17 protein-coding genes are annotated in these 17,207 nt (G+C 70.9%); 7 read left to right on the top strand and 10 right to left on the bottom strand.

Translation table 11 applies throughout. The features are described 5' to 3' along the window. Positions 1–15: 15 nt before the first annotated feature. Together AC07SQ_RS07245 and AC07SQ_RS07250 are read right to left on the bottom strand one after the other, a co-directional pair. Positions 16–1,368 (bottom strand): alpha/beta hydrolase family protein, encoded by a 1,353-nt coding sequence (locus tag AC07SQ_RS07245; protein WP_495273515.1) that lies wholly within the window; start codon positions 1,366–1,368, stop codon positions 16–18. Beyond that, complete coding sequence (locus tag AC07SQ_RS07250) at positions 1,365–4,142, bottom strand: tannase/feruloyl esterase family alpha/beta hydrolase (RefSeq protein WP_495273516.1); 2,778 nt, start codon at positions 4,140–4,142, stop codon at positions 1,365–1,367. The genes AC07SQ_RS07245 and AC07SQ_RS07250 overlap by 4 nt, the downstream gene beginning before the upstream one ends. 118 nt (positions 4,143–4,260) lie before the next feature. On the opposite strand from AC07SQ_RS07250, the gene AC07SQ_RS07255 reads away from it, so the two are divergent. Then, positions 4,261–5,187 carry a LysR family transcriptional regulator gene (locus AC07SQ_RS07255; protein ID WP_495273517.1) on the top strand — a complete coding sequence of 309 codons (927 nt, stop codon included), beginning with the start codon at positions 4,261–4,263 and terminating at the stop codon, positions 5,185–5,187. Continuing rightward, the gene (locus tag AC07SQ_RS07260; protein ID WP_495273518.1) at positions 5,184–6,176 is read left to right on the top strand and encodes a Bug family tripartite tricarboxylate transporter substrate binding protein; all 993 of its coding nucleotides are present in this window, start codon (positions 5,184–5,186) and stop codon (positions 6,174–6,176) included. Before AC07SQ_RS07255 ends, AC07SQ_RS07260 begins: the two co-directional genes overlap by 4 nt. On the opposite strand, the gene AC07SQ_RS07265 is transcribed toward AC07SQ_RS07260, so the two are convergent. Beyond that, entirely contained in the window at positions 6,173–7,291 is a 1,119-nt protein-coding gene (locus AC07SQ_RS07265) for a hypothetical protein (protein WP_495273519.1), read from the bottom strand. The two genes, AC07SQ_RS07260 and AC07SQ_RS07265, sit on opposite strands and share 4 nt — an antisense overlap. Before the next feature lie 44 nt (positions 7,292–7,335). Beyond that, a complete protein-coding gene (locus AC07SQ_RS07270; RefSeq protein ID WP_495273520.1) occupies positions 7,336–7,896 on the bottom strand; it encodes a putative glycolipid-binding domain-containing protein in 561 nt (186 codons plus the stop codon). A 63-nt stretch (positions 7,897–7,959) separates the two neighbouring features. On the opposite strand from AC07SQ_RS07270, the gene AC07SQ_RS07275 reads away from it, so the two are divergent. Next, positions 7,960–8,577 carry a YiiX family permuted papain-like enzyme gene (locus AC07SQ_RS07275; protein WP_495273521.1) on the top strand — a complete coding sequence of 206 codons (618 nt, stop codon included), beginning with the start codon at positions 7,960–7,962 and terminating at the stop codon, positions 8,575–8,577. A 6-nt stretch (positions 8,578–8,583) separates the two neighbouring features. Here AC07SQ_RS07275 and AC07SQ_RS07280 read toward each other — a convergent pair whose 3' ends face one another. Together AC07SQ_RS07280 and AC07SQ_RS07285 are read right to left on the bottom strand one after the other, a co-directional pair. Then, positions 8,584–8,862, bottom strand: coding sequence for a contact-dependent growth inhibition system immunity protein (locus AC07SQ_RS07280; RefSeq protein ID WP_492731921.1), 279 nt, complete (start codon positions 8,860–8,862; stop codon positions 8,584–8,586). Between the two features lie 20 nt (positions 8,863–8,882). Then, positions 8,883–9,734, bottom strand: coding sequence for an RNase A-like domain-containing protein (locus AC07SQ_RS07285; RefSeq protein ID WP_062477997.1), 852 nt, complete (start codon positions 9,732–9,734; stop codon positions 8,883–8,885). A 169-nt stretch (positions 9,735–9,903) separates the two neighbouring features. Here AC07SQ_RS07285 and dinB point away from each other — a divergent pair, with 169 nt between their 5' ends. Together dinB and AC07SQ_RS07295 are read left to right on the top strand one after the other, a co-directional pair. Then, positions 9,904–11,088: a DNA polymerase IV gene (dinB, locus tag AC07SQ_RS07290; protein WP_495273549.1), complete on the top strand. Its 1,185-nt coding sequence runs from the start codon at positions 9,904–9,906 to the stop codon at positions 11,086–11,088. A 7-nt stretch (positions 11,089–11,095) separates the two neighbouring features. Continuing rightward, entirely contained in the window at positions 11,096–11,779 is a 684-nt protein-coding gene (locus AC07SQ_RS07295) for a TIGR02117 family protein (protein ID WP_495273522.1), read from the top strand. A 6-nt stretch (positions 11,780–11,785) separates the two neighbouring features. On the opposite strand, the gene AC07SQ_RS07300 is transcribed toward AC07SQ_RS07295, so the two are convergent. Further along, positions 11,786–12,847, bottom strand: coding sequence for a purine-nucleoside phosphorylase (locus tag AC07SQ_RS07300; protein WP_495273523.1), 1,062 nt, complete (start codon positions 12,845–12,847; stop codon positions 11,786–11,788). A 102-nt stretch (positions 12,848–12,949) separates the two neighbouring features. On the opposite strand from AC07SQ_RS07300, the gene AC07SQ_RS07305 reads away from it, so the two are divergent. Then, complete coding sequence (locus AC07SQ_RS07305; RefSeq protein WP_495273524.1) at positions 12,950–14,107, top strand: DNA topoisomerase IB; 1,158 nt, start codon at positions 12,950–12,952, stop codon at positions 14,105–14,107. On the opposite strand, the gene AC07SQ_RS07310 is transcribed toward AC07SQ_RS07305, so the two are convergent. Together AC07SQ_RS07310 and AC07SQ_RS07315 are read right to left on the bottom strand one after the other, a co-directional pair. Further along, a complete protein-coding gene (locus AC07SQ_RS07310) occupies positions 14,053–14,733 on the bottom strand; it encodes a hypothetical protein (protein WP_095746526.1) in 681 nt (226 codons plus the stop codon). The two genes, AC07SQ_RS07305 and AC07SQ_RS07310, sit on opposite strands and share 55 nt — an antisense overlap. 180 nt (positions 14,734–14,913) lie before the next feature. Beyond that, positions 14,914–15,093, bottom strand: coding sequence for a DUF3606 domain-containing protein (locus AC07SQ_RS07315; protein ID WP_062477985.1), 180 nt, complete (start codon positions 15,091–15,093; stop codon positions 14,914–14,916). Positions 15,094–15,274: 181 nt separating this feature from the next. Here AC07SQ_RS07315 and AC07SQ_RS07320 point away from each other — a divergent pair, with 181 nt between their 5' ends. Then, positions 15,275–15,742, top strand: coding sequence for a nuclear transport factor 2 family protein (locus AC07SQ_RS07320; protein WP_495273525.1), 468 nt, complete (start codon positions 15,275–15,277; stop codon positions 15,740–15,742). Here the strand turns inward: AC07SQ_RS07320 and AC07SQ_RS07325 are convergent. Beyond that, a complete protein-coding gene (locus AC07SQ_RS07325) occupies positions 15,705–17,204 on the bottom strand; it encodes a class I adenylate-forming enzyme family protein (RefSeq protein WP_495273526.1) in 1,500 nt (499 codons plus the stop codon). The genes AC07SQ_RS07320 and AC07SQ_RS07325 overlap by 38 nt on opposite strands. Positions 17,205–17,207 lie beyond the last annotated feature (3 nt).

A 17,207-nucleotide genomic window follows, 5' to 3' on the forward strand; every position in this document is an offset into this window, starting at 1 on the left:
GGTCAAAAAGAAGAATCAGGGCGCGCGCGAAGGCACGCGGCTTTCGAGCGTCGGGGGTTGCCACTCGGGTTGGATGTGGCAGCCGTTCTTGCCGTCGGTGTCGTAGCGCGGCATGAGCGACGCGCAACGTTGCGCCAGGCTCTGGGGCGTGGGCTTCTCGCCCTTGTCGATCCAGTCGAGCAATGCGCCGAAGAGCGCGGGGTATTCCGAATCGCTGAGGTAGCTGTGCTCGCGCTCGGCGCTGAAGCTCTGCACCAAATTGCCGCCGGTGCCGGCCGCATCGCGGATGCGGCGGTAGGCGTTCTCGAGTTCAACGAACGCCGTGGGGTCGTCGATGGCATGCAGGCCGACGGTGGGCAGCGAGGTGCGGCCGGTGGGCTGGCTGTCGGCCGCGAGCGCGCCCTGGGCCTGCGGGTCGGCCGCGTAGCGCAGCACGCCGGCGTTGAGCGCCGCATCGTCGGCCGAGCCGCTGTAGACCACGCCGATGTTGCCGAAGGGGTTGCGGCCCTTCAGGCGCTGCTGCACGAGGTCCTGGAACAGCCAGGTCGCCCAGTTGAGGTGGCCGACGAGCGAGCGTTCGGGAATCTTCACGACCGACAGGATCGTCTTCAGCCGCGCCGCCTGCTCGGGCGTGCGCTGCGCGGCCGGCATGCCGACGCCGGTGCAGTCCTTGACGCGCGCAGCGAGGTCCGCGCGCGTGAGCTTCGCGTCCATCGGCAGGCCCATCCACAGCGGGTACTGCGGCTCGTCGGGCTTGGGATGGTTTCGGCAGACGTACTGGTACACCACGCGCAGGTCGAGCCGGAAATCGTAGGCGCTGTTGCCGCCACCGAGCACGCCGCTGGTGAGCAGCAGGCCGTCGTAGGGACTCTTCGCATCGCCCACCGGCGCATAGAGCTCGGCCGCCTTCGCCGCCACGCCCGCGCCATAGCTCTGCCCGTGCAGCAGCGTGCGCTGGGGCGTGCCGAAGTGGCGCACGACGATCTGCCGCAGTCGCTCGGTGTCTTCGGCCGCCATCGTCACGCCGTAGCCGCCGCGCCGGTAGGTGGAGCCGGCCCACGCGTAACCGGCCTTCACGGTGACGGCCCAGCGCTTGAGGTCTTCCTCGCTGCGTGGGAGCTTGGGCGCGCCGGTTTCGGGGCCGCCGTGCGCATGCATCACGAGCACGCCGCGCTGCCAGTCTTTCGGAATGGCGATCCAGTAGAACGAGCCCACGCCGTCCTCACCGGTGTAGCAGCGCGCGCTCTCCGGCACGGGCGACGGGCAGGCCGTGGGCTTCGGCGCGGTGGCGGGTGCCGCGTGCGCGGACAGCAGCGGCGCCGCCCCCAGCAAGGCGAAGGCGGCAAGTTGCGAGAGGTATTTTTTCAATGGCGTACTCCGAGGTCCAGCGTCGCGTTCGCTCCGTCGGTGGTGACGAAGCCCACGACGCCGCTGTTGAAGATGAGATGGCCCGGCCGGCCGGCGCCGGCCTGCGCCACGCCGAGCACCGGCGTGTCGTAGCCCAGCGTGGTGGCCGCACCGCCGAGGTTGAAGGCCGTGCCGACCACGGTGGCCTCGCGGCTCTCGCCCTTCACGCTGGCCATGGCGTAGCTGCCGTCGGCCGCGCCGGGCATCAGCGTCTGCTGCACCGCGAGCAGGCGCAGGCCCGGCCGGATGACGGTGGCCACGCCGCTGGAGGTGTCGCCCGCCGGCACGGCGGTGGCCACGCGCCGCAGGTACAGCGGCGTCGACACGCCGTTGACCAGCCCGATCACCACCGAGCCGGTGAGCGTGCCGCCCTCGGTCTCGGCGGTGCCGCTCGACGAGGTCGAGGTCGTGTACATGTCGAAGGCCCCGCGCGCCGTGCTGTAGCGGAGGTAGCCCTTCTCGGTGTTCTTGCAGGTCTGGTCGTAGGTCATGAAGCTGTTCGACGCCGGGCTGCGGCAGAACTGGAAGGTGCCCGCATTGCGCAGCCGCCCCGCCGACGAGAACGCCGCCGTGGTGCCCGCGCCAAGCTGCTCCACGCCGGCCGCATTGAAGATCAGCGACACCGAGCGGAAGTCCGTCGACGGCGACACATTCTGGAAGGTGTTCTGGAACGCCACCAGCGGCGAGAAGCCGCTGCCGCTCGGCGGGTTCACGCCGCCCAGCAGCACGCCGCCGGCACCGAAGCTGAACACCGCCCCGCTCTCGCCGCTCGTGTAGCTGCAGCTGCCCTGCGACACGAGCGAGCCGCTGCGCTGCGTGCCGACCCGCATGGGTTCGTGGCTCGCGTCGATGGTGACGGTGTAGGCCAGGGTGGCCGGGTCGATCTGCACCTGCAGTTCCTCGCCGAGGCTGTTGCCGCCTTTGTAGCGCGTCGCGCTCGCCGGCAGGTTCGGGCAGGCGAGCGGGTCGCCGACCTCGGTCACGCAGCTGTAGTTGACGGCCGCATCGAGGCTGCCGCTGCCGCGGTACTTGGGCCACGACGGAAACTGGCACAGCGGGCGCGTGCGACCGTAGCTGCCGGCCACGGCGTCCACCGCGACGGGCGTGGCGGGCGCGAGGCCGGCCTCGACCCAGCCTTCGAGCGCCGCGAGCGAGTCCCAGTTGGGAATGAAGCTGCCGGTGCCGTGGCCCATGCCGGGCACGGTGTAGAAGCGCACGTTCTGCGTGACCGCGGCCTGGCCCAGCGTGGCGACGAGCTGCCGGTAGTAGTCGATGGTCGAGTTGGGGCTGATCACCTCGTCGGCCAGGCCGTGCAGCATGATCAGCTTGCCGCCGCGCGCGAAGAAGGGCGCGAGGTTCGGGTCGGTCGCGTCGGTGAGTTTCGACACCTCGGTCGCGCGCGCCGCGTACGCACCGGGGTTCTGCGGATCGAAGGTGAGCGTGTTGAAACCGGCATCGCGCGTGACGAAGAACTTCACCCACTGGTCGCCCGTGACGTACATGTTGGCGTCGGCCGAGGTGGCAGGGTTGCCCGGCGCCTTGCGCGTGCCGAGGTCGCGCGTGGTGTACGGGCCGGCCACCAGTGCGCCTTCGAGGAGGTTGTAGCCGCCCGCGCGCTTCACGCCGTTGGCGAGCGAATAACTCGTGAACTCGAGCGGCGATTCGATGGCGTGCACCGTGTCGATCTGCGCGTCCGACAGGCAGGTGTCCGCCGTGTCGGCGCCGTTGGGGCAGCGCAGCGACGCGAGGATCTGCGTGTTGAGCTGGCGGCAGCTCTCCACATTGCTCACGATGTTGTCGATCGCGCCGTCGAGCTTGTCGCAGGCCTGCATCGCGGCCTTCTGCACCAGCAGCGTCTCCGTCAGGTTGAGCCAGCCCTTGCCGCCGTCGTTGTACAGCGCGCGGCCCACCGCCACGTTCGACAGGCGCGTGCCGGTGTAGTTGAGCGCGGGCTCGTTGGCGATCACGCCGTCGTAGTCCTGCGGCCAGCGCTGGATGTAGCTCAGTGCATCGCGCCCACCGGTCGAGGTGCCGAGGAAGTAGGCGTGCCTGGGCTTGACTGCGTAGCGCGCGAACACCAACGCCTGCGCCACGTCGCGCGTCTTCTTGAGCGACTGGCCGCCGTAGTTGGCCAGCTGCTCGTCGTTGGCCGCGAACTTGCCGTCGGTGATGCTGCTCGACTGGTGGCCCGAGTCGTCGCCGTAAGTGGCGTAGCCCAGCGCCAGCGGCGCGGGCTTGCCGGCGGGGCCGAAGCGGATGACCTCGGTGCCGTCGATGAGCACGCCGTCGAAGCCGCCGCCGCCGAAGTGGATGGTCTTCTGGTTCCACTGCTCGGGCAGGTTGACCGCGAAGTGGATGAGCTGCGAGGCCGGGTCCACCGGCGCGATGGTGCCGCGCACACGGCAGTAATCGCCCAGCGCGTTGCCCGCGTCGCCGGCGGCCACGGGCGTGGCGCTGGTGACGGTGGCACCCTGCGTGGGCAGGCTGATCAGCGCGGCGGGCAGGCTCTTGCCGGCCAGGTCGGCGCAGGCCACGACGGGCAGCACGGGCGGGGGCACTGTGCCGGGCGGCTCCTCGGCCGGCGGGGTGCCGCCGCTGGCGGGCGGCACGGTCGGCAGGAAGAAGCCGGGGCTTCCTCCTCCCCCACTGCCGCCACCACAGGCGGCCAGGACCAACGACGCGCCAATCAGCGCAACGACGACACGAAACTTCGAGGCAGGGCGCGGTGTGCGCATGGATTTGTCTCCGGCATGCAGCCTCGGTGGGCTGCTTTTTGAATAGGCGGCCGGACGATAGATTCCGTGTGACCTAGGGTCAAATAAAATAACAAGGCCTATTCAATACAAAAAACATATGGATATACGCGCCCTGAGGTACTTCGTGGCCGTGGCCGGCACCGGCCACATGACGCGCGCCGCCGAGCAGCTGGGCATCCAGCAGCCGCCGCTGAGCCTGCAGATCAAGGCGCTGGAGCGCGAGCTGGGCGTGCTGCTGTTCAAGCGCCATCCGCGCGGCGTGGCGCTCACCGACGCAGGCCGGCTGTTCCAGGCCGAGGCGCTGCGCATGCTGCAGGACATGGAGGCCATGAAGCAGCGCATGGCGCGCGTGGCCCAGGGCCAGACCGGCACGCTCGCGGTCGGCTTCACCAGCTCGGCCGCCGCGCACCGCTTCATGCCCGAGGCGCTGCGCGCCTTCCGCCGCGCGCACCCCGGCGTGGAGCTGCAGCTGCGCGAAGACAACGCCGCCGAGCTCACCGAGGCGCTGGCCGCGGGCCGGCTGCACTGCGGCCTGCTGCGCGTGCCGGTGGCGCGGCCCGAGGGGCTGGTGTTCGAGACGCTGCTGCGCGAGCCCGTGTGGGTCGCGATGCCGAGCGATCACCGCTTCGCGCCACCTGCAAATGGCAAGAAGCCCGCGAAGCCGCTGCCGCTGTCGAAACTCTGCGAAGAAGGCATCATCCTCGTACGCCGTCCGGGCGCGCCCGGCCTCTATGCCGAGCTGCTCGCGCTGTGCCACGCGCAGGGCCTGCGCCCGCGCGTGGTGGCCGAAGTCGATCGCATGATGACCAACCTGAACCTCGTGGCCGCAGGCGTCGGCCTGTCGGTGGTGCCGACCTCGATGACCGGCGTGCACGCGCACGCCATCGCCTACACGCGGCTGGCCGACGGCGGCCAGCTCGACGCGCCGCTCACGCTGGTGTCGCGCGCCGATGAAGACAACCTGCCGGCGCGGCACTTCGCGGCGCTGCTGCGCGGGCTGGCCGAGGGGAAGCCCGCCGCATGACCCTGCCGCTGCCGCGCCGCCACTTCCTGCAACGCATCGGCTTCGCGGCTGCGTGCGCGTTGCCGCATCTGTCGCACGCAGCCTCGTCGCCCTGGCCCAGCCGCCCCGTGCGCCTGATCGTCGTCTACCCGCCGGGCGGCGTGAGCGACGGCATGGCGCGCGCGCTGGCCGAGCCGCTGGCGCAGTCGCTGGGCGTGCCGGTGCTCATCGAACACCGCGCCGGTGCGGGCGGCAGCCTGGGCATGGATGCGCTCGCACGCGCCACGCCCGACGGCCACACGCTGGCCTTTTCGGCCATCAGCCCGCTCACCCTGCACCCGCTGCTCGCGCGCGCGCCCTACGACCCGCTGCGCGCCTTCGTGCCCGTGGCCAGCGTGATGCGCACGCCGGTGCTGGTCGTGGGCACGCCGGCCTTCGCGGGCCGCGGCTTTGCGGAACTGATCGCGCTGGCGCGCCGCCAGCCCGGCGCGGTGCGCTGGGCCACCTCGGGCGTGGCGACCATCGGCCACATGGTGCTCGCGCAGGTGCGCCTGCAAAGCCGCACCGACATCACGCACATCCCCTACCAGGGCGGCGGCCCGCAGCTCAACGATGCGCTCGGCGGGCAGTTCGAGGTGCTGTCGACCAACGTCGCGGCGCAGCAGCTGCAGTACATCGAGAGCGGCCGGCTGCAGGCGCTGGCGGTCGGCGCGCCCGCGCGCATCGAAGCCTTGCCGGCGGTGCCCACGCTCGCGGAGCTGGGCTACGAGAAGGCGAACCGCGATTCGCTCTTCGGCATCTTCGCGCCGGCGCGCACGCCGGCGGCGGTGGTGCAGCGCCTCAACGCCGAGATCAACCGGCTGCTGCAAGGCGACCCGCTGCGCGCGCGCCTGCGCGAGGCCTACAACCTGCCGGCCGGCGGGAGCATCGAGGACTTCGCGCAGGAGATTGCGGCAGACCGGCGGCGCAACCGCGCGCTGGTGGCGGGGGCGCGGGCGCAGTTCGACTAGGGCTGCGCGGCCACCCAGCCGAAGCCCGCGTACCAGGGGCTGAAGCGCGCCGGGCGCTGTTCGATGTCGACCTGCTTCACCGCCGTGGCCAGCGCCGGCGACACGTTGCGCAATGCCGTCACGGTCCATGCGCGGTCGAGCTGCTTGAGCAGGCGGGCCTCGCAGCCGGGGCTCTCGCGCAGGCCGACAGGTGCCAGGCCCAGCTGCACGGCGACATGCCCCTGCGCGGCGGCGCGTTCCCAGAGCACGCGCCGGCGCTCGGAGCCCAGCAGCGTCAGCTGCCGCAGTTCGTACGTGCCGGCCGGCAGCACGCCGGGCACGGCGTTCACCTGCAAGCGCACGTCCTTGCCCAGGCCGTTCCGGTCGGCCCCGAAGAGCCACTCGAAGTGATCGGTGGGCACCTGCGCCTGGATCGCCATCAGGCAGGGCGCGGGCAAGGGTTGCGTGCCCCGCAGCGTCTGGCGCGTGAGCACCATCAGCTCGGCGGTCTTCGACACCAGCGACAACGGGACCAGTGCCTGGTCGCCCGCCACGATCTGCGCGTCGATCGCGGTAGGCAACGTCGGCACGGTGGCGGCGTTGGCCGCATGCGCCAGCACCTGCGGGAACAGCACAGGCATCGTCTTGCCATTGCCGAAGCTCTCGCCCGTGGCGATCTCCAGGCGATCGGCGGTCAGGCGGTAGTAGCTCGGCAGCGTCGCCTCGACGGCGTAGCCGCCGCGGCGCGTGGTCACGCGTTGGTGAAACTCGCGCGATGTGCTCTTCAGCAGCGGCTGCAGCACGCGCACCAGTTCCTGGCGCTGAGCGTCGCTGACATCGTTCAGATCGATGCGGATGCGGTTGGACGGGTAGGTGAAGAGCTTGGCCATGCCTCGCTCGAGTTCCGCCTTGTCCGGCGCGCGCGTCACGTAGAGAACGAACCCGCCCACCAGCGCAACAACGCAGGTCGCCAGCGTGAAGTAGCCTGTGAACTTGAAGAAACGCCCGGCCGCGCGGGAGTCCATCCGCCGCTCCAGCGCCCCGAAGACCCGCAGCAGGACGACGCCGACGATCACGACGCCGACCATCAGCAGCAGCACGGTGGCTGCGTTGAAAACGAAACTCAAAAAGCCCATGCCGCTGCGTTCAGGCGCAGCGCCCGACAACTCCAAGCAACGGGTCAGTCCTCCGCGCGCCAGAGCCGCGGATAGTCGCTCACGAACCCGTCCGCCGTGACGCCCAACACCTCCGCGTAATCGAAGCGCTTGGCCTCGTACGCGTACGTGCCCTCGCCGCGCCGCTCATAGCGCTGCATCAGCTCGCTGAGCCCGCCGTCTTCGATATCGACCCAGGCCGCCGGTGCGTCGGCGCTTTCGCCCGTTGCGAGGTTCAGGCGGCGCAGTTGCAGCAGGTTCGTGGCGGGGGTGAAGCCCAGGTCGAGGTCGACGCAGTGCGACATGTCGGGCACGGCTTCGTCGTTGAGCTTCCAGTGGCCGCGCGCGTCGCGCGTGATCGACAGGTCGATGGCCGACTCGCCGAGCCAGCCGCGCACGGTGCCCCATTGCGTGTGCCAGAGCAGGTCGCAGCGCACGCGGTAGTGCAGCTGGGCGATGCGTCCGCCCTCGGTGCGGAACACCGCCGCGCCGTCGAGCTGCCAGGCCGAGGCGTTGCGTTCGAGGCGGCAGGCATCGTGGCCCGGTGCATCGAGCCTGCGCCAGAGGATGGAGGCGACGGTTTGCATATGGCGCGGATCATGGCACCGGCATGCCGCGGGGCGCAAGCGGCATCCCGCAAAATGCCCTGCATGTCGAAAGCCCTTTACACGTCGTTGTCTGCCCTTTTCACCCTCCTGGCAGCCGGCGCAGGCCATGCGGCCACCGCACTGAAGGACGGCGACATCATCTTCCACACCTCGCGCTCGGCGCAAAGCCTGGCCGTGCAGCGCGCCACGGGCTCGCGCTACAGCCACATGGGCATCGTGCTGCTGCGGGAGGGCAAACCCTACGTGTTCGAGGCCGTCTCGACGGTGCGTTACACGCCGCTGGCGCAATGGACCGCGCGCGGCAACGGCGGGCGCTACGTGGTGAAGCGGCTGCGCGATGCCGACACGCGGCTCACGCCCGGCGCCGTGGCGCGCCTGCATGCGCGCACCTCGGACTTCGCGGGCCGCCCGTACGACCTGACTTTCGAATGGTCGGATTCGCGCATCTACTGCTCGGAACTGGTGTGGAAGCTGTACGACCGCGCGCTGGGCGTGCGCATCGGCGATCTGCAGAAGATCCGCAGCTTCAACCTCGCCGACCCGGCCGTGCGCGCCAAGATGCGCGAGCGCTACGGCGACGCCGTGCCGATGGACGAACCGGTGATCTCGCCGGTGGCGATGTTCGACTCGCCGCTGCTGGTGACGGTCGAGTCGCGCTGAGCAGCTTCAGCGCACCGCAGCCAGCACGCTGTCGAGAAACTGCCTGGCCGGCGTGCCGAAATCTTCAGGGATGTAGTCGCGCGAGAAGTCGCGCGCAAACGCCGCTTCGAGGTCGTCGTGCGAACCGAGGTAATCCGCGATCTCGGCGCGCAGCGCGGCCAGCTCGGCCTCGGTGCTCGACTCGCGGTACGAGGCCATGATCTCGGCGCCGGTCTCGCCGAAGAGGATGTCGGCGTCCTGGCCGAAGTAGACCTTGGTGAGGTGGTCGATCAGTTCGAATCGCATCGTGGGTCGTAGGGGAAAAATCAGAACGGATGGGCGGTGAGGATGTAGAACGGCTTGCCGTTGTACGTGCGCATGTTCAGCGTCACGCGCACCTTGGTGAGCTGGCTCACGGCGGTGCTGCCGCGCTGCACGCCGATGCCGACCACGGTGCCGATGTCGTGCTCGAAGGCCACGGGCTTGGAGCCCACCGCCGCGGAGCGCGACCACGCGCGAATGGCCCGTGCGTTGGCGCGCACGGTCTGGCTGATGGCCGACTCGGCGGTGGCCAGGTCGAAGAACGACGACGAGCGCTGCAGGCTGGGCTTCTTCGCGAAGCGGTCGAGCAGCTCCTGCGCCGACTTGCCCACGTGCTCGCGGATGGTGTGGCCGCCGGCCTTGGAGCCCGCAATGCCCTCGTGCTCGATGAGCCGCACGGGCTCGAGCTTGAAGCGGCTCGCGCGCACCGCGATGACGCGCGATGCGGCCAGCCCGCCGGCCACGAAGAGCGGCACCGCCACGTCGACCGCGAGGCCCACCTGCGCGCCGGTTTCGGGCGAGGCGCCCAGCGCCTGCGCGGTGGCGTCGGCGGTGAGCGCGGTGGCGGTGCGCTGCGTCTGGCCGGTCCAGATCTGGCGCGCGGCCGTGGCGGTGACGTCGCTGCCGTGCGCGCCCAGCACCACGCAGCCGACCTTGCTGGCCATGGTGGGCTCGGGGGCCACGCACAGCACGCCGGCGCCGACCAGTTCGATCACGCCGCCGATCAGCGCCGCCGTGCCCCAGAGCCGGTTGCTGAGGCTGGCCGACTCGGGCACGTCTTCGCCGCCGAGCACCGCCGCCATCTGCACCGGCGTCAGCGCGACCGACAGGCCGCCTTCCACCTCGTCGTCACCCATCGTGCATTCCTTTCCGTTCGCCACCTGCGTGGGGATTGAAATTCCGCCGCATTCTTGCACGCGACACGGGGGCGGGCGAACATGCCCGGAGAGCGAGACAATTGTCACCGTGAGTTTCCAGCCCGCGCCGCCCCCGGCCCCTCCGATCCGCCGCATTGCCCACCTCGACATGGACGCGTTCTACGCGTCCGTCGAGCTGCTGCGCTACCCGCAGCTCAAGGGGCTGCCGGTGGTCATCGGCGGTGGCCGGCGCCGCGTCGACGAGGCGATCCGCGAACTGCCCGAGGGCGCCACGCTGGCCGACATTCCCATCGATGCCTTTCCGCGCCTGAAGGACTACACGGGGCGCGGCGTGATCACCACCGCCACCTACCCCGCGCGGCAATTCGGCATCGGCTCGGCCATGGGGCTCATGAAGGCCGCCAAGCTGTGCCCGCAGGCGCTGATCCTGCCGGTCGACTTCGACGAGTACCGGCGCTTCTCGCGCACCTTCAAGCAGGTGATCCTGGACATCGCGCCGCTCATGGAAGACCGCGGCGTGGACGAGGTGTACATCGACTTCACCGACGTGCCCGGCGGCCAGCGCGACGGCGGGCGCTCGCTGGCGCGGCTGATCCAGAAATCGATCTTCGACGCCACAGGCCTGACCTGCTCGATCGGCGTGGCGCCCAACAAGCTCATCGCCAAGATGGCCAGCGAGTTCGAGAAGCCCAACGGCATCTCGGTGGTCTACGAGCACGACCTCGAAAGCCGCATCTGGCCCCTGCCCTGCCGCAAGGTGAACGGCATCGGCCCGAAGGCCGACGAGAAGCTCAAGCGCTTCGGCATCGAGACCGTGGGCCAGCTGGCGGCGCGCGAGCGCGGCTGGCTCATCGACACCTTCGGCAAGGCCACCGGCGCGTGGATGCACGAGGTGGCCTGGGGCCGCGACAACCGCCCCGTGGTGACCGAGAGCGAGCCCGTGTCGATGAGCCGCGAGACCACCTTCGAGCGCGACCTGCACGCGGTGCGCGACCGCGCCGAGCTGGGCGCGATCTTCACGCACCTGTGCGAGAAGCTGGCCGAAGACCTGCAGCGCAAGGGCTACGTGGGCAAGACCATCGGCATCAAGCTGCGCTACGACGACTTCAAGATCGCCACGCGCGACCAGACCATCGACCGCTTCACCGACGACGGCAAGACCATCCGCCAGGTCGGTGGCCAGTGCTTGAAGCGCGTGCCGCTGGAGCGGCCGCTGCGCCTCTTGGGCGTGCGCGTGGGCGCGCTGGCCAAGGCCGGCAGCCCCGAGGCGCTGGCGCCCGCTGGCAACGCTCGCAGCGCGGCGCCGGTGGCGACCACGGCGTCGCTCTTCTGACACCACCATGATCCGACGCTGGCTGAGACGCATCGCCCTCACCCTGCTGGGGCTGCTGCTGGCCATCACGCTGTACGTGGCCGTGGCCTGCGCGCTGGTCTTCCTGCCGGCCAACACGAAACCGCCGGCCGAGCCTGCGACCGTCGAGGCCTGGGTGCTGAGCAACGGCGTGCACACCGACCTGGTGTTTCCGGTCCGCTCGGCCACCGTCGACTGGCGGCAGCTCTTTGCGCTGTCCGACTTCAAGGCGCCGCCGCCCGATGCCGAGTTCGTCGCCATCGGCTGGGGCGACCGCGAGTTCTACCTGCACACGCCGACCTGGGGCGACCTGACAGCCGCGCGCGCCTTCGGGGCGCTGTCGGGCGGCAACCGATCGCTGCTGCACGTGACCTACCTGCAGCGCGCGCAATTGCGGCGCGGGGCCTACAAGCTGCCGCTCTCGCAGCCGCAGTACGCGCAGCTCGTGGCCTACGTGCGCGCCACGCTGCCCTCAGGCCGCGCGGTGCCGATCGGGGGTGCGCACTACGCGAACGACGATGCCTTCTACGAGGCCCGGGGCAGCTACCACCTGTTCGAGACCTGCAACACCTGGACCGGCCGCGGCCTGCGCCAGGCGGGCGTCACGGTGAGCCGCTGGACGCCCTTCGACTTCAACGTGACCTGGCATCTGCAGCCGGTGCTGCAGCCCTGACGATCTTCAGGGCTTGGGCACGCCCACCGACCATGTGGGCCAGTTCTTCACGATGTGGTCGACCACGCGCGTGCCCACCAGCGCGATGTTCTCCACCGTCTCGGCAAAGCCGCCCGCCGTCTCGCCCGGCGCCGGGTCCAGGTGCTGCAGCGTGCTTTCCTTCGGATGGCCCTGGTCGAAGTTGACCGCGCCGCGCAGGCTCATCACGCGGTCGGTGCCGTGGGTGCGCTTGATCACGAGGGTGATGGCGGCGGCTTCCATCTCGGTGATCACGTAGTCGTCGGCGCCATACAGCTTGGCGATGTACTGCGCCTGCTTCGACATGCCGGGGCCGTGGAAGAAGGTGTCGCCCGTCATGTGCGTGCCGGTGCCCACGAAGGGGGCGCGGCGCGCGGCGGCGTCGGGGTAGCGCAGGCGGTACTTGCGCGCCGATTCCGCGTCCTTGAGCGGCGTGTCGGCCGACAGCTTCATGGCCCAGCCGACGAGGTCGGGGTTGAGCTTGAAGCGGCGGTACTCCTCGTAGCCCTTGCGCGGCATGAAGGTGGGTTCGCCGGGCTTGTTCTCTTCGGGGGCCCAGCGGTGGCCGAGGTCGTAGTCGACCAGCCAGGTGGCCCAGCTCACCTCGCCGATGGTGCCGCGCTGCGGCGGCGTGCCGGCCACGCCGGAGATCACGTAGTAGGCCTGCGAGAAGTCGAACTTCGGGTTCAGCAGGATGGCCTGCATCGACGACGACGAGTTGACCTTGCCCATGCCCAGCACCGCGCCGCACACGCCGTCGGCGTTGCAGTACACGGGCTGCAGCGCGCCGGGCACGGCCACGGGCGTCGCGCCCTTCCAGTAGCGCTCGTACCAGTGCTGGAACTCGCCGGCGCGGTCGCCGGTGTTCTGGCCGATCTCGAACATGGCGGCCACGAACACCTTCACCTTCACCTTGACGGGGGCGGCGGCGGCAGCGCGCGTGTCGGCCGTGGGCGAGGTGGAGGCACAGGCCGTGGCGAGCAGCACGGCGCCGCACAGCGTCAGACCGCGGCTGCCCAGGGAGAAGCGACGGGAGTTCAGGAGGGACATGGGTGAAATCCGAAGAGAAGGAAGGAAAGGAAAGCGCGCCTCGGCAACAGCGTGCGGCGTCCTACACCGCACGATTGTCGATGCTGGCACAAGCGCGATGACATGCCTTCGATGCAAACCCCATGCCGGCCCACACCGGCTGCCACCTCAGCGCTGGCCGGCGGGCTGGTCTACGTGAACCCCGGCATGCCGGGCATCCGCCGGCTGAAGTGGGGCGACGGCTTTCGCTACCGCGACGCGCACGGCCGCTGGCTGCGCGATACCGACGCGCTCGCGCGCATCCGCAGCCTGGCCATTCCGCCAGCCTACACCGAGGTGTGGATCTGCCCGCTGCCGCAGGGCCACCTGCAGGCCACGGGCCTGGACGCGCGCGGCCGCACGCAGTACCGCTACCACCCCGACTGGCGTGCGCTGCAGGACGGCACCAAGTTCGAGCGCCTCGCGGCCTTCGGGCGCGCCCTGCCCCGTTTGCGCGCCCGCGTGGCGCGCGACCTGCGCGCCGGCACCAAGACACCCGGGCGCGCGCAGGTGATCGCCACGCTGGTGCGCCTGCTCGACACCACGCTGCTGCGCGTGGGCAACGAGGCCTACGCCAGCAGCAACGGCTCGTTCGGCCTCACCACGCTGCGCAACCGCCACGCGGCGGTGCAGGGCTCGGCGCTGCGGCTGCGCTTTCGCGGCAAGAGCGGCGTGGCGCACGAGGCCCGCGTCGACGACCCGCGCGTGGCCCGCGTGGTGCGCCAGTGCCAGCAGCTGCCGGGGCAGGCGCTGTTCCAGTACACGGACGAAGCGGGCGAGGTGCGCGGCGTGTCGTCCAACGACGTGAACGACTACATCGCCGACGCCACCGACACAGGCAAGGGTGAAGGCGAACGCTTCACCGCCAAGGACTTCCGCACCTGGCACGGCACGGTGCAGGCGCTGGAGCTCACGCGGCGGGCCTGTGCCTGGGAGGGCGGGCACCGGCCCGGCGCCAGGGACATCCTCGCGGCCGTGGCGCGGCAGCTCGGCAACACGCCGGCGGTCTGCAAGAAGGCCTACGTGCACCCCGCTGTGCTGGCGCTGGGCGAGGCGCTGGCGCGCGAGGACGACACGGCGACGACGGGCACTTTGCTGGAGAAGATCGCGGCCCGTGCCGCCACGGCCGGCCCGGCGCGTGGCCTGGTGGCGGCGGAGCGGCGATTGCTCGCCTTCCTGCGGGTGCCTCAGCCTGCGGCGAGGGCGAAGCGCACGGTGTCGGCGTCGAGCAGCACGGCGTAGCCGAGGTCTTCGGCCAGGTTCTGCAGCGCCACGGTGTCGATGGCCAGCGCGCGCGGCGCGCGATGGGCGTCGAGCACCGCGTTCGCGCCGCCGGCCTCGCGCACCCGGGCGTGCAGGCGCAGCGCGTCGGTGCCGTCGGGCTCGATGCGGATGGTGCCGGCCTCGTCCGCGCCGTCGTGCAGGTAGCCCAGCGCGCCCAGGAACAGGTAGCGCAGCGCGGCGGCATTGGGCCAGCGCGGCTCGTCGTCCTGCGGGGCGGCGAGCGCCTCGTCGACCTCGAGCGCCACGCCGTGCAGGTCGAAGGCCGAGCGCATCAGCGTCATGCACTGCGCCACCAGCGCGCTGCGCGTGATGCCGTCGTCGGTGGTGGCCAGTTCCCAGTCGCGCAGCGAGCGGATCGCGGCCACCAGCTCGGACACCTGGCTGTCGATGAGGTTCACCCGCTCCTCGCAGGCCGCGGGGTCGACGGGGTCGGCCGCCACCTGGCGCTTGAGCATCAGCACCGCCATGCGGATCACCGAGACCGGCGCCGTCATGTCGTGCCGCAGCGCCGGCAGGGCGCGCGTGAGCAGCTCGTGGCGCACGCCGGCCGCAATCCAGCTGCGGGCGCTGGGAGACGACTTCATCGCGGCGCAGCGGCCCGCAAGGGCGCGCGGCCCGTGGGACGAGAGGCGGCAGGGAGCACGGTCAAGGCAGGATTCCTGAAGGCGGGAACAAGGCCACGAGTATCGGCCCCGCTCCGCGCCGCGGCTGTAGGAGCCTGCCTACGCGCGCCCTGCCCACCGGGCCGCACCTGCAGCGCGCGCTCAGGGTTTGCCGAGGTAGGTGCGCACGTCCTTCACCTCGACCCCGGCGGCCGCGACGGCCGAGCGCAGCTGCGCCTCGGTCACGCCCAGCGTCTGGGTCCAGTAGCGAACCTCGTGCAGTTCGTTGACATTGATGCGGGCCGCATCCTGCGGTCCGCGCTTGCTCAGGTCATCGGCCATGGCGTGGATTCCTTGTTGAAGGCTTCCACGATGCGGCCTGCACGGCGCATCGGCTGGCGGACAGCAGCGCGGCTCCTTGCAGGATAAGTCCGAGAGCGCGTTGCAGATGTCCGGAAGCAGCGGGCCGGCGCCACGCGGCGCCCCTATCGTCGCCGCTCCTTCACTTCATCCGCCGCACCCCATGACCCCCGAGCAGAACAAGCGCGCCGTCGTCGACGCCTGGAAGGCCTTCGCCAGCCGCGACCCGCAACGCGTGCGCGCCGCCTTCACCGACGACGCCGAATGGCTGGCGCCCAAGGACAACGCCACCGGCGTGGCCCTGGGCTTCACCGACCACATGATCGGGCCGGACACGATCGTTCGCTTTCTCGTCGAGGAGTTTCCGAAGCTGTTCGTGGCCGACGTGTCGGTGGACTTCACCCACCTGCTCTGCGAAGGCGACACCGTGGTGCTGGAAATGCGCCTGCAGGCCACGCTCGCCAGCGGCCGGCACTACGACAACGACTACTGCTTCATCCTCGAGCTGCGCGAGGGCCGCATCGCCCGCATGCGCGAGTACATGGACACGCAGAAAGGCCGCTGCAGTGTCATCGGCGACCTTCCGGCGGATCTCAGACTTGCCGGGCCCGTGATTGCAGTTCCCGCTTGAGCAGCTTGCCGTTGGCGGTGGTCGGCATCGCGTCGATCACCTCGATGCGCGCCGGCCGCTTGTAGGGCGACAGGTGCTCGGCCAGGTGCGCGCGCAGCGCCGCTTCGTCGAGCGACGCGCCAGGGTTCAGCTCGACGAAGGCGACGATCTGCTCGTTGCCGTCGGCCTCGGGCACGCCGACCACGGCGCACAGGTGCACGCCGGCGAAGCGGCCGATCACCGCCTCGACCTCGGCCGGGTACACGTTGAAGCCCGAGCGGATGATCATTTCCTTCAGCCGCCCCACCACGAACAGCGCGCCGTCGGCGTCGAAGCGGCCGAGGTCGCCGGTGGCGTACCAGCCGCCGGGGCGCATCACCTGCGCGGTGGCGGCCGCGTCGCGGAAGTAGCCCAGCATCAGGCCCGGGCCGCGCAGCCAGATCTCGCCGGTGTCGCCGATGGCCGCTTCGGTGCCCTCGGGCGTCACGATGCGCCCCTCGCCACCGTCGACCACGTAGCCAGCCGAGGTGTCGGCGCGCGGCGCCTCGGTGCGCGTGAGGAACACCGAGCCCGCGTACTCAGACAGGCCGTAGCCGTAGTGCAGCGGCTGGCCGAACAGCCGTTCCACGCGCTGCTTGAGCGCCGGGTCGAGCGGCGCGGAGCCGGTGTACACGTAGCGCAGCTGCGGAAAGCGCGGCACGAGTTGCTGCGCCTCGATGTGCGCCAGCAGCCGCGCGTACATGGTCGGCGGCCCGAGCAGGTTCGACACCTGCCCGTGCGCCAGCGCCTCGAGCATGTCGGCCGGCGAGAAGCTGCCGCGCAGCACCAGCGCGGCCCCGCCCGTGAGTGCGGCCATCAGCACGGTGCCGATGCCGAAGATGTGGGTCATCGGCAGGAAGGCGTAGACGCGGTCGCGCGTGTCGAGCGCGCGCACCGCCGCCGACACGCGGCCGAAGTGCAGCAGCCCGCGGTGCGACACCATCACGCCCTTGGGCGTGCCCGAGGTGCCCGAGGTGAAGATGATCGCGGCGGCATCGGCCAGCGCCGGGTCGGGCTCGGGGCGGGCGTCGGCGCGCGCGGCGGTGAACATCACGCCGGGCAGCGTGGCCGGCACGGCCGACGCGCGCTGCGCATGCGTGCGCGCCGCGTCGGACGCCTCGATGGTGAAGCAGCACAGCCGCGCGTCGGCGCGCTCGGCGATGGCCGCGATCTCGCCCGGCGACATGCGCGCGTTGACGCCGCATGACCACGCGCCCACGCGGCTGCAGGCCAGCAGCAGCGCGATGTGGGCGGCGCAGTTCTCGGCCACCAGCAGCACGCGGTCGGTCGGCCGCACGCCGGCGGCGAGCAGGTCGTTCGCGGCGGTCTCGACCATGGCCTGCAACGCGCCATACGTGGTGGTGCCATCGGGTTCGTGGAGGAACACCGCGTCCGGTGTGCGGGCGGCGCGGTCTTCGAGCAGGTGATGAATGCGGGGGGGCATCGG

This window comes from Variovorax sp. GW821-FHT06D12, from assembly GCF_059419205.1.

Excerpts from the sequence above, each read along its gene's own strand:
- AC07SQ_RS07250 (WP_495273516.1), bottom strand. The coding sequence starts at position 4,142 with ATGCGCACACCGCGCCCTGCCTCGAAGTTTCGTGTCGTCGTTGCGCTG.
- AC07SQ_RS07255 (WP_495273517.1), top strand. The coding sequence starts at position 4,261 with ATGGATATACGCGCCCTGAGGTACTTCGTGGCCGTGGCCGGCACCGGC.
- AC07SQ_RS07260 (WP_495273518.1), top strand. The coding sequence starts at position 5,184 with ATGACCCTGCCGCTGCCGCGCCGCCACTTCCTGCAACGCATCGGCTTC.
- AC07SQ_RS07265 (WP_495273519.1), bottom strand. The coding sequence starts at position 7,291 with ATGGGCTTTTTGAGTTTCGTTTTCAACGCAGCCACCGTGCTGCTGCTG.
- AC07SQ_RS07270 (WP_495273520.1), bottom strand. The coding sequence starts at position 7,896 with ATGCAAACCGTCGCCTCCATCCTCTGGCGCAGGCTCGATGCACCGGGC.
- AC07SQ_RS07275 (WP_495273521.1), top strand. The coding sequence starts at position 7,960 with ATGTCGAAAGCCCTTTACACGTCGTTGTCTGCCCTTTTCACCCTCCTG.
- AC07SQ_RS07280 (WP_492731921.1), bottom strand. The coding sequence starts at position 8,862 with ATGCGATTCGAACTGATCGACCACCTCACCAAGGTCTACTTCGGCCAG.
- AC07SQ_RS07285 (WP_062477997.1), bottom strand. The coding sequence starts at position 9,734 with ATGGGTGACGACGAGGTGGAAGGCGGCCTGTCGGTCGCGCTGACGCCG.
- dinB (WP_495273549.1), top strand. The coding sequence starts at position 9,904 with ATGGACGCGTTCTACGCGTCCGTCGAGCTGCTGCGCTACCCGCAGCTC.
- AC07SQ_RS07295 (WP_495273522.1), top strand. The coding sequence starts at position 11,096 with ATGATCCGACGCTGGCTGAGACGCATCGCCCTCACCCTGCTGGGGCTG.
- AC07SQ_RS07300 (WP_495273523.1), bottom strand. The coding sequence starts at position 12,847 with ATGTCCCTCCTGAACTCCCGTCGCTTCTCCCTGGGCAGCCGCGGTCTG.
- AC07SQ_RS07305 (WP_495273524.1), top strand. The coding sequence starts at position 12,950 with ATGCCTTCGATGCAAACCCCATGCCGGCCCACACCGGCTGCCACCTCA.
- AC07SQ_RS07310 (WP_095746526.1), bottom strand. The coding sequence starts at position 14,733 with ATGAAGTCGTCTCCCAGCGCCCGCAGCTGGATTGCGGCCGGCGTGCGC.
- AC07SQ_RS07315 (WP_062477985.1), bottom strand. The coding sequence starts at position 15,093 with ATGGCCGATGACCTGAGCAAGCGCGGACCGCAGGATGCGGCCCGCATC.
- AC07SQ_RS07320 (WP_495273525.1), top strand. The coding sequence starts at position 15,275 with ATGACCCCCGAGCAGAACAAGCGCGCCGTCGTCGACGCCTGGAAGGCC.
- AC07SQ_RS07325 (WP_495273526.1), bottom strand. The coding sequence starts at position 17,204 with ATGCCCCCCCGCATTCATCACCTGCTCGAAGACCGCGCCGCCCGCACA.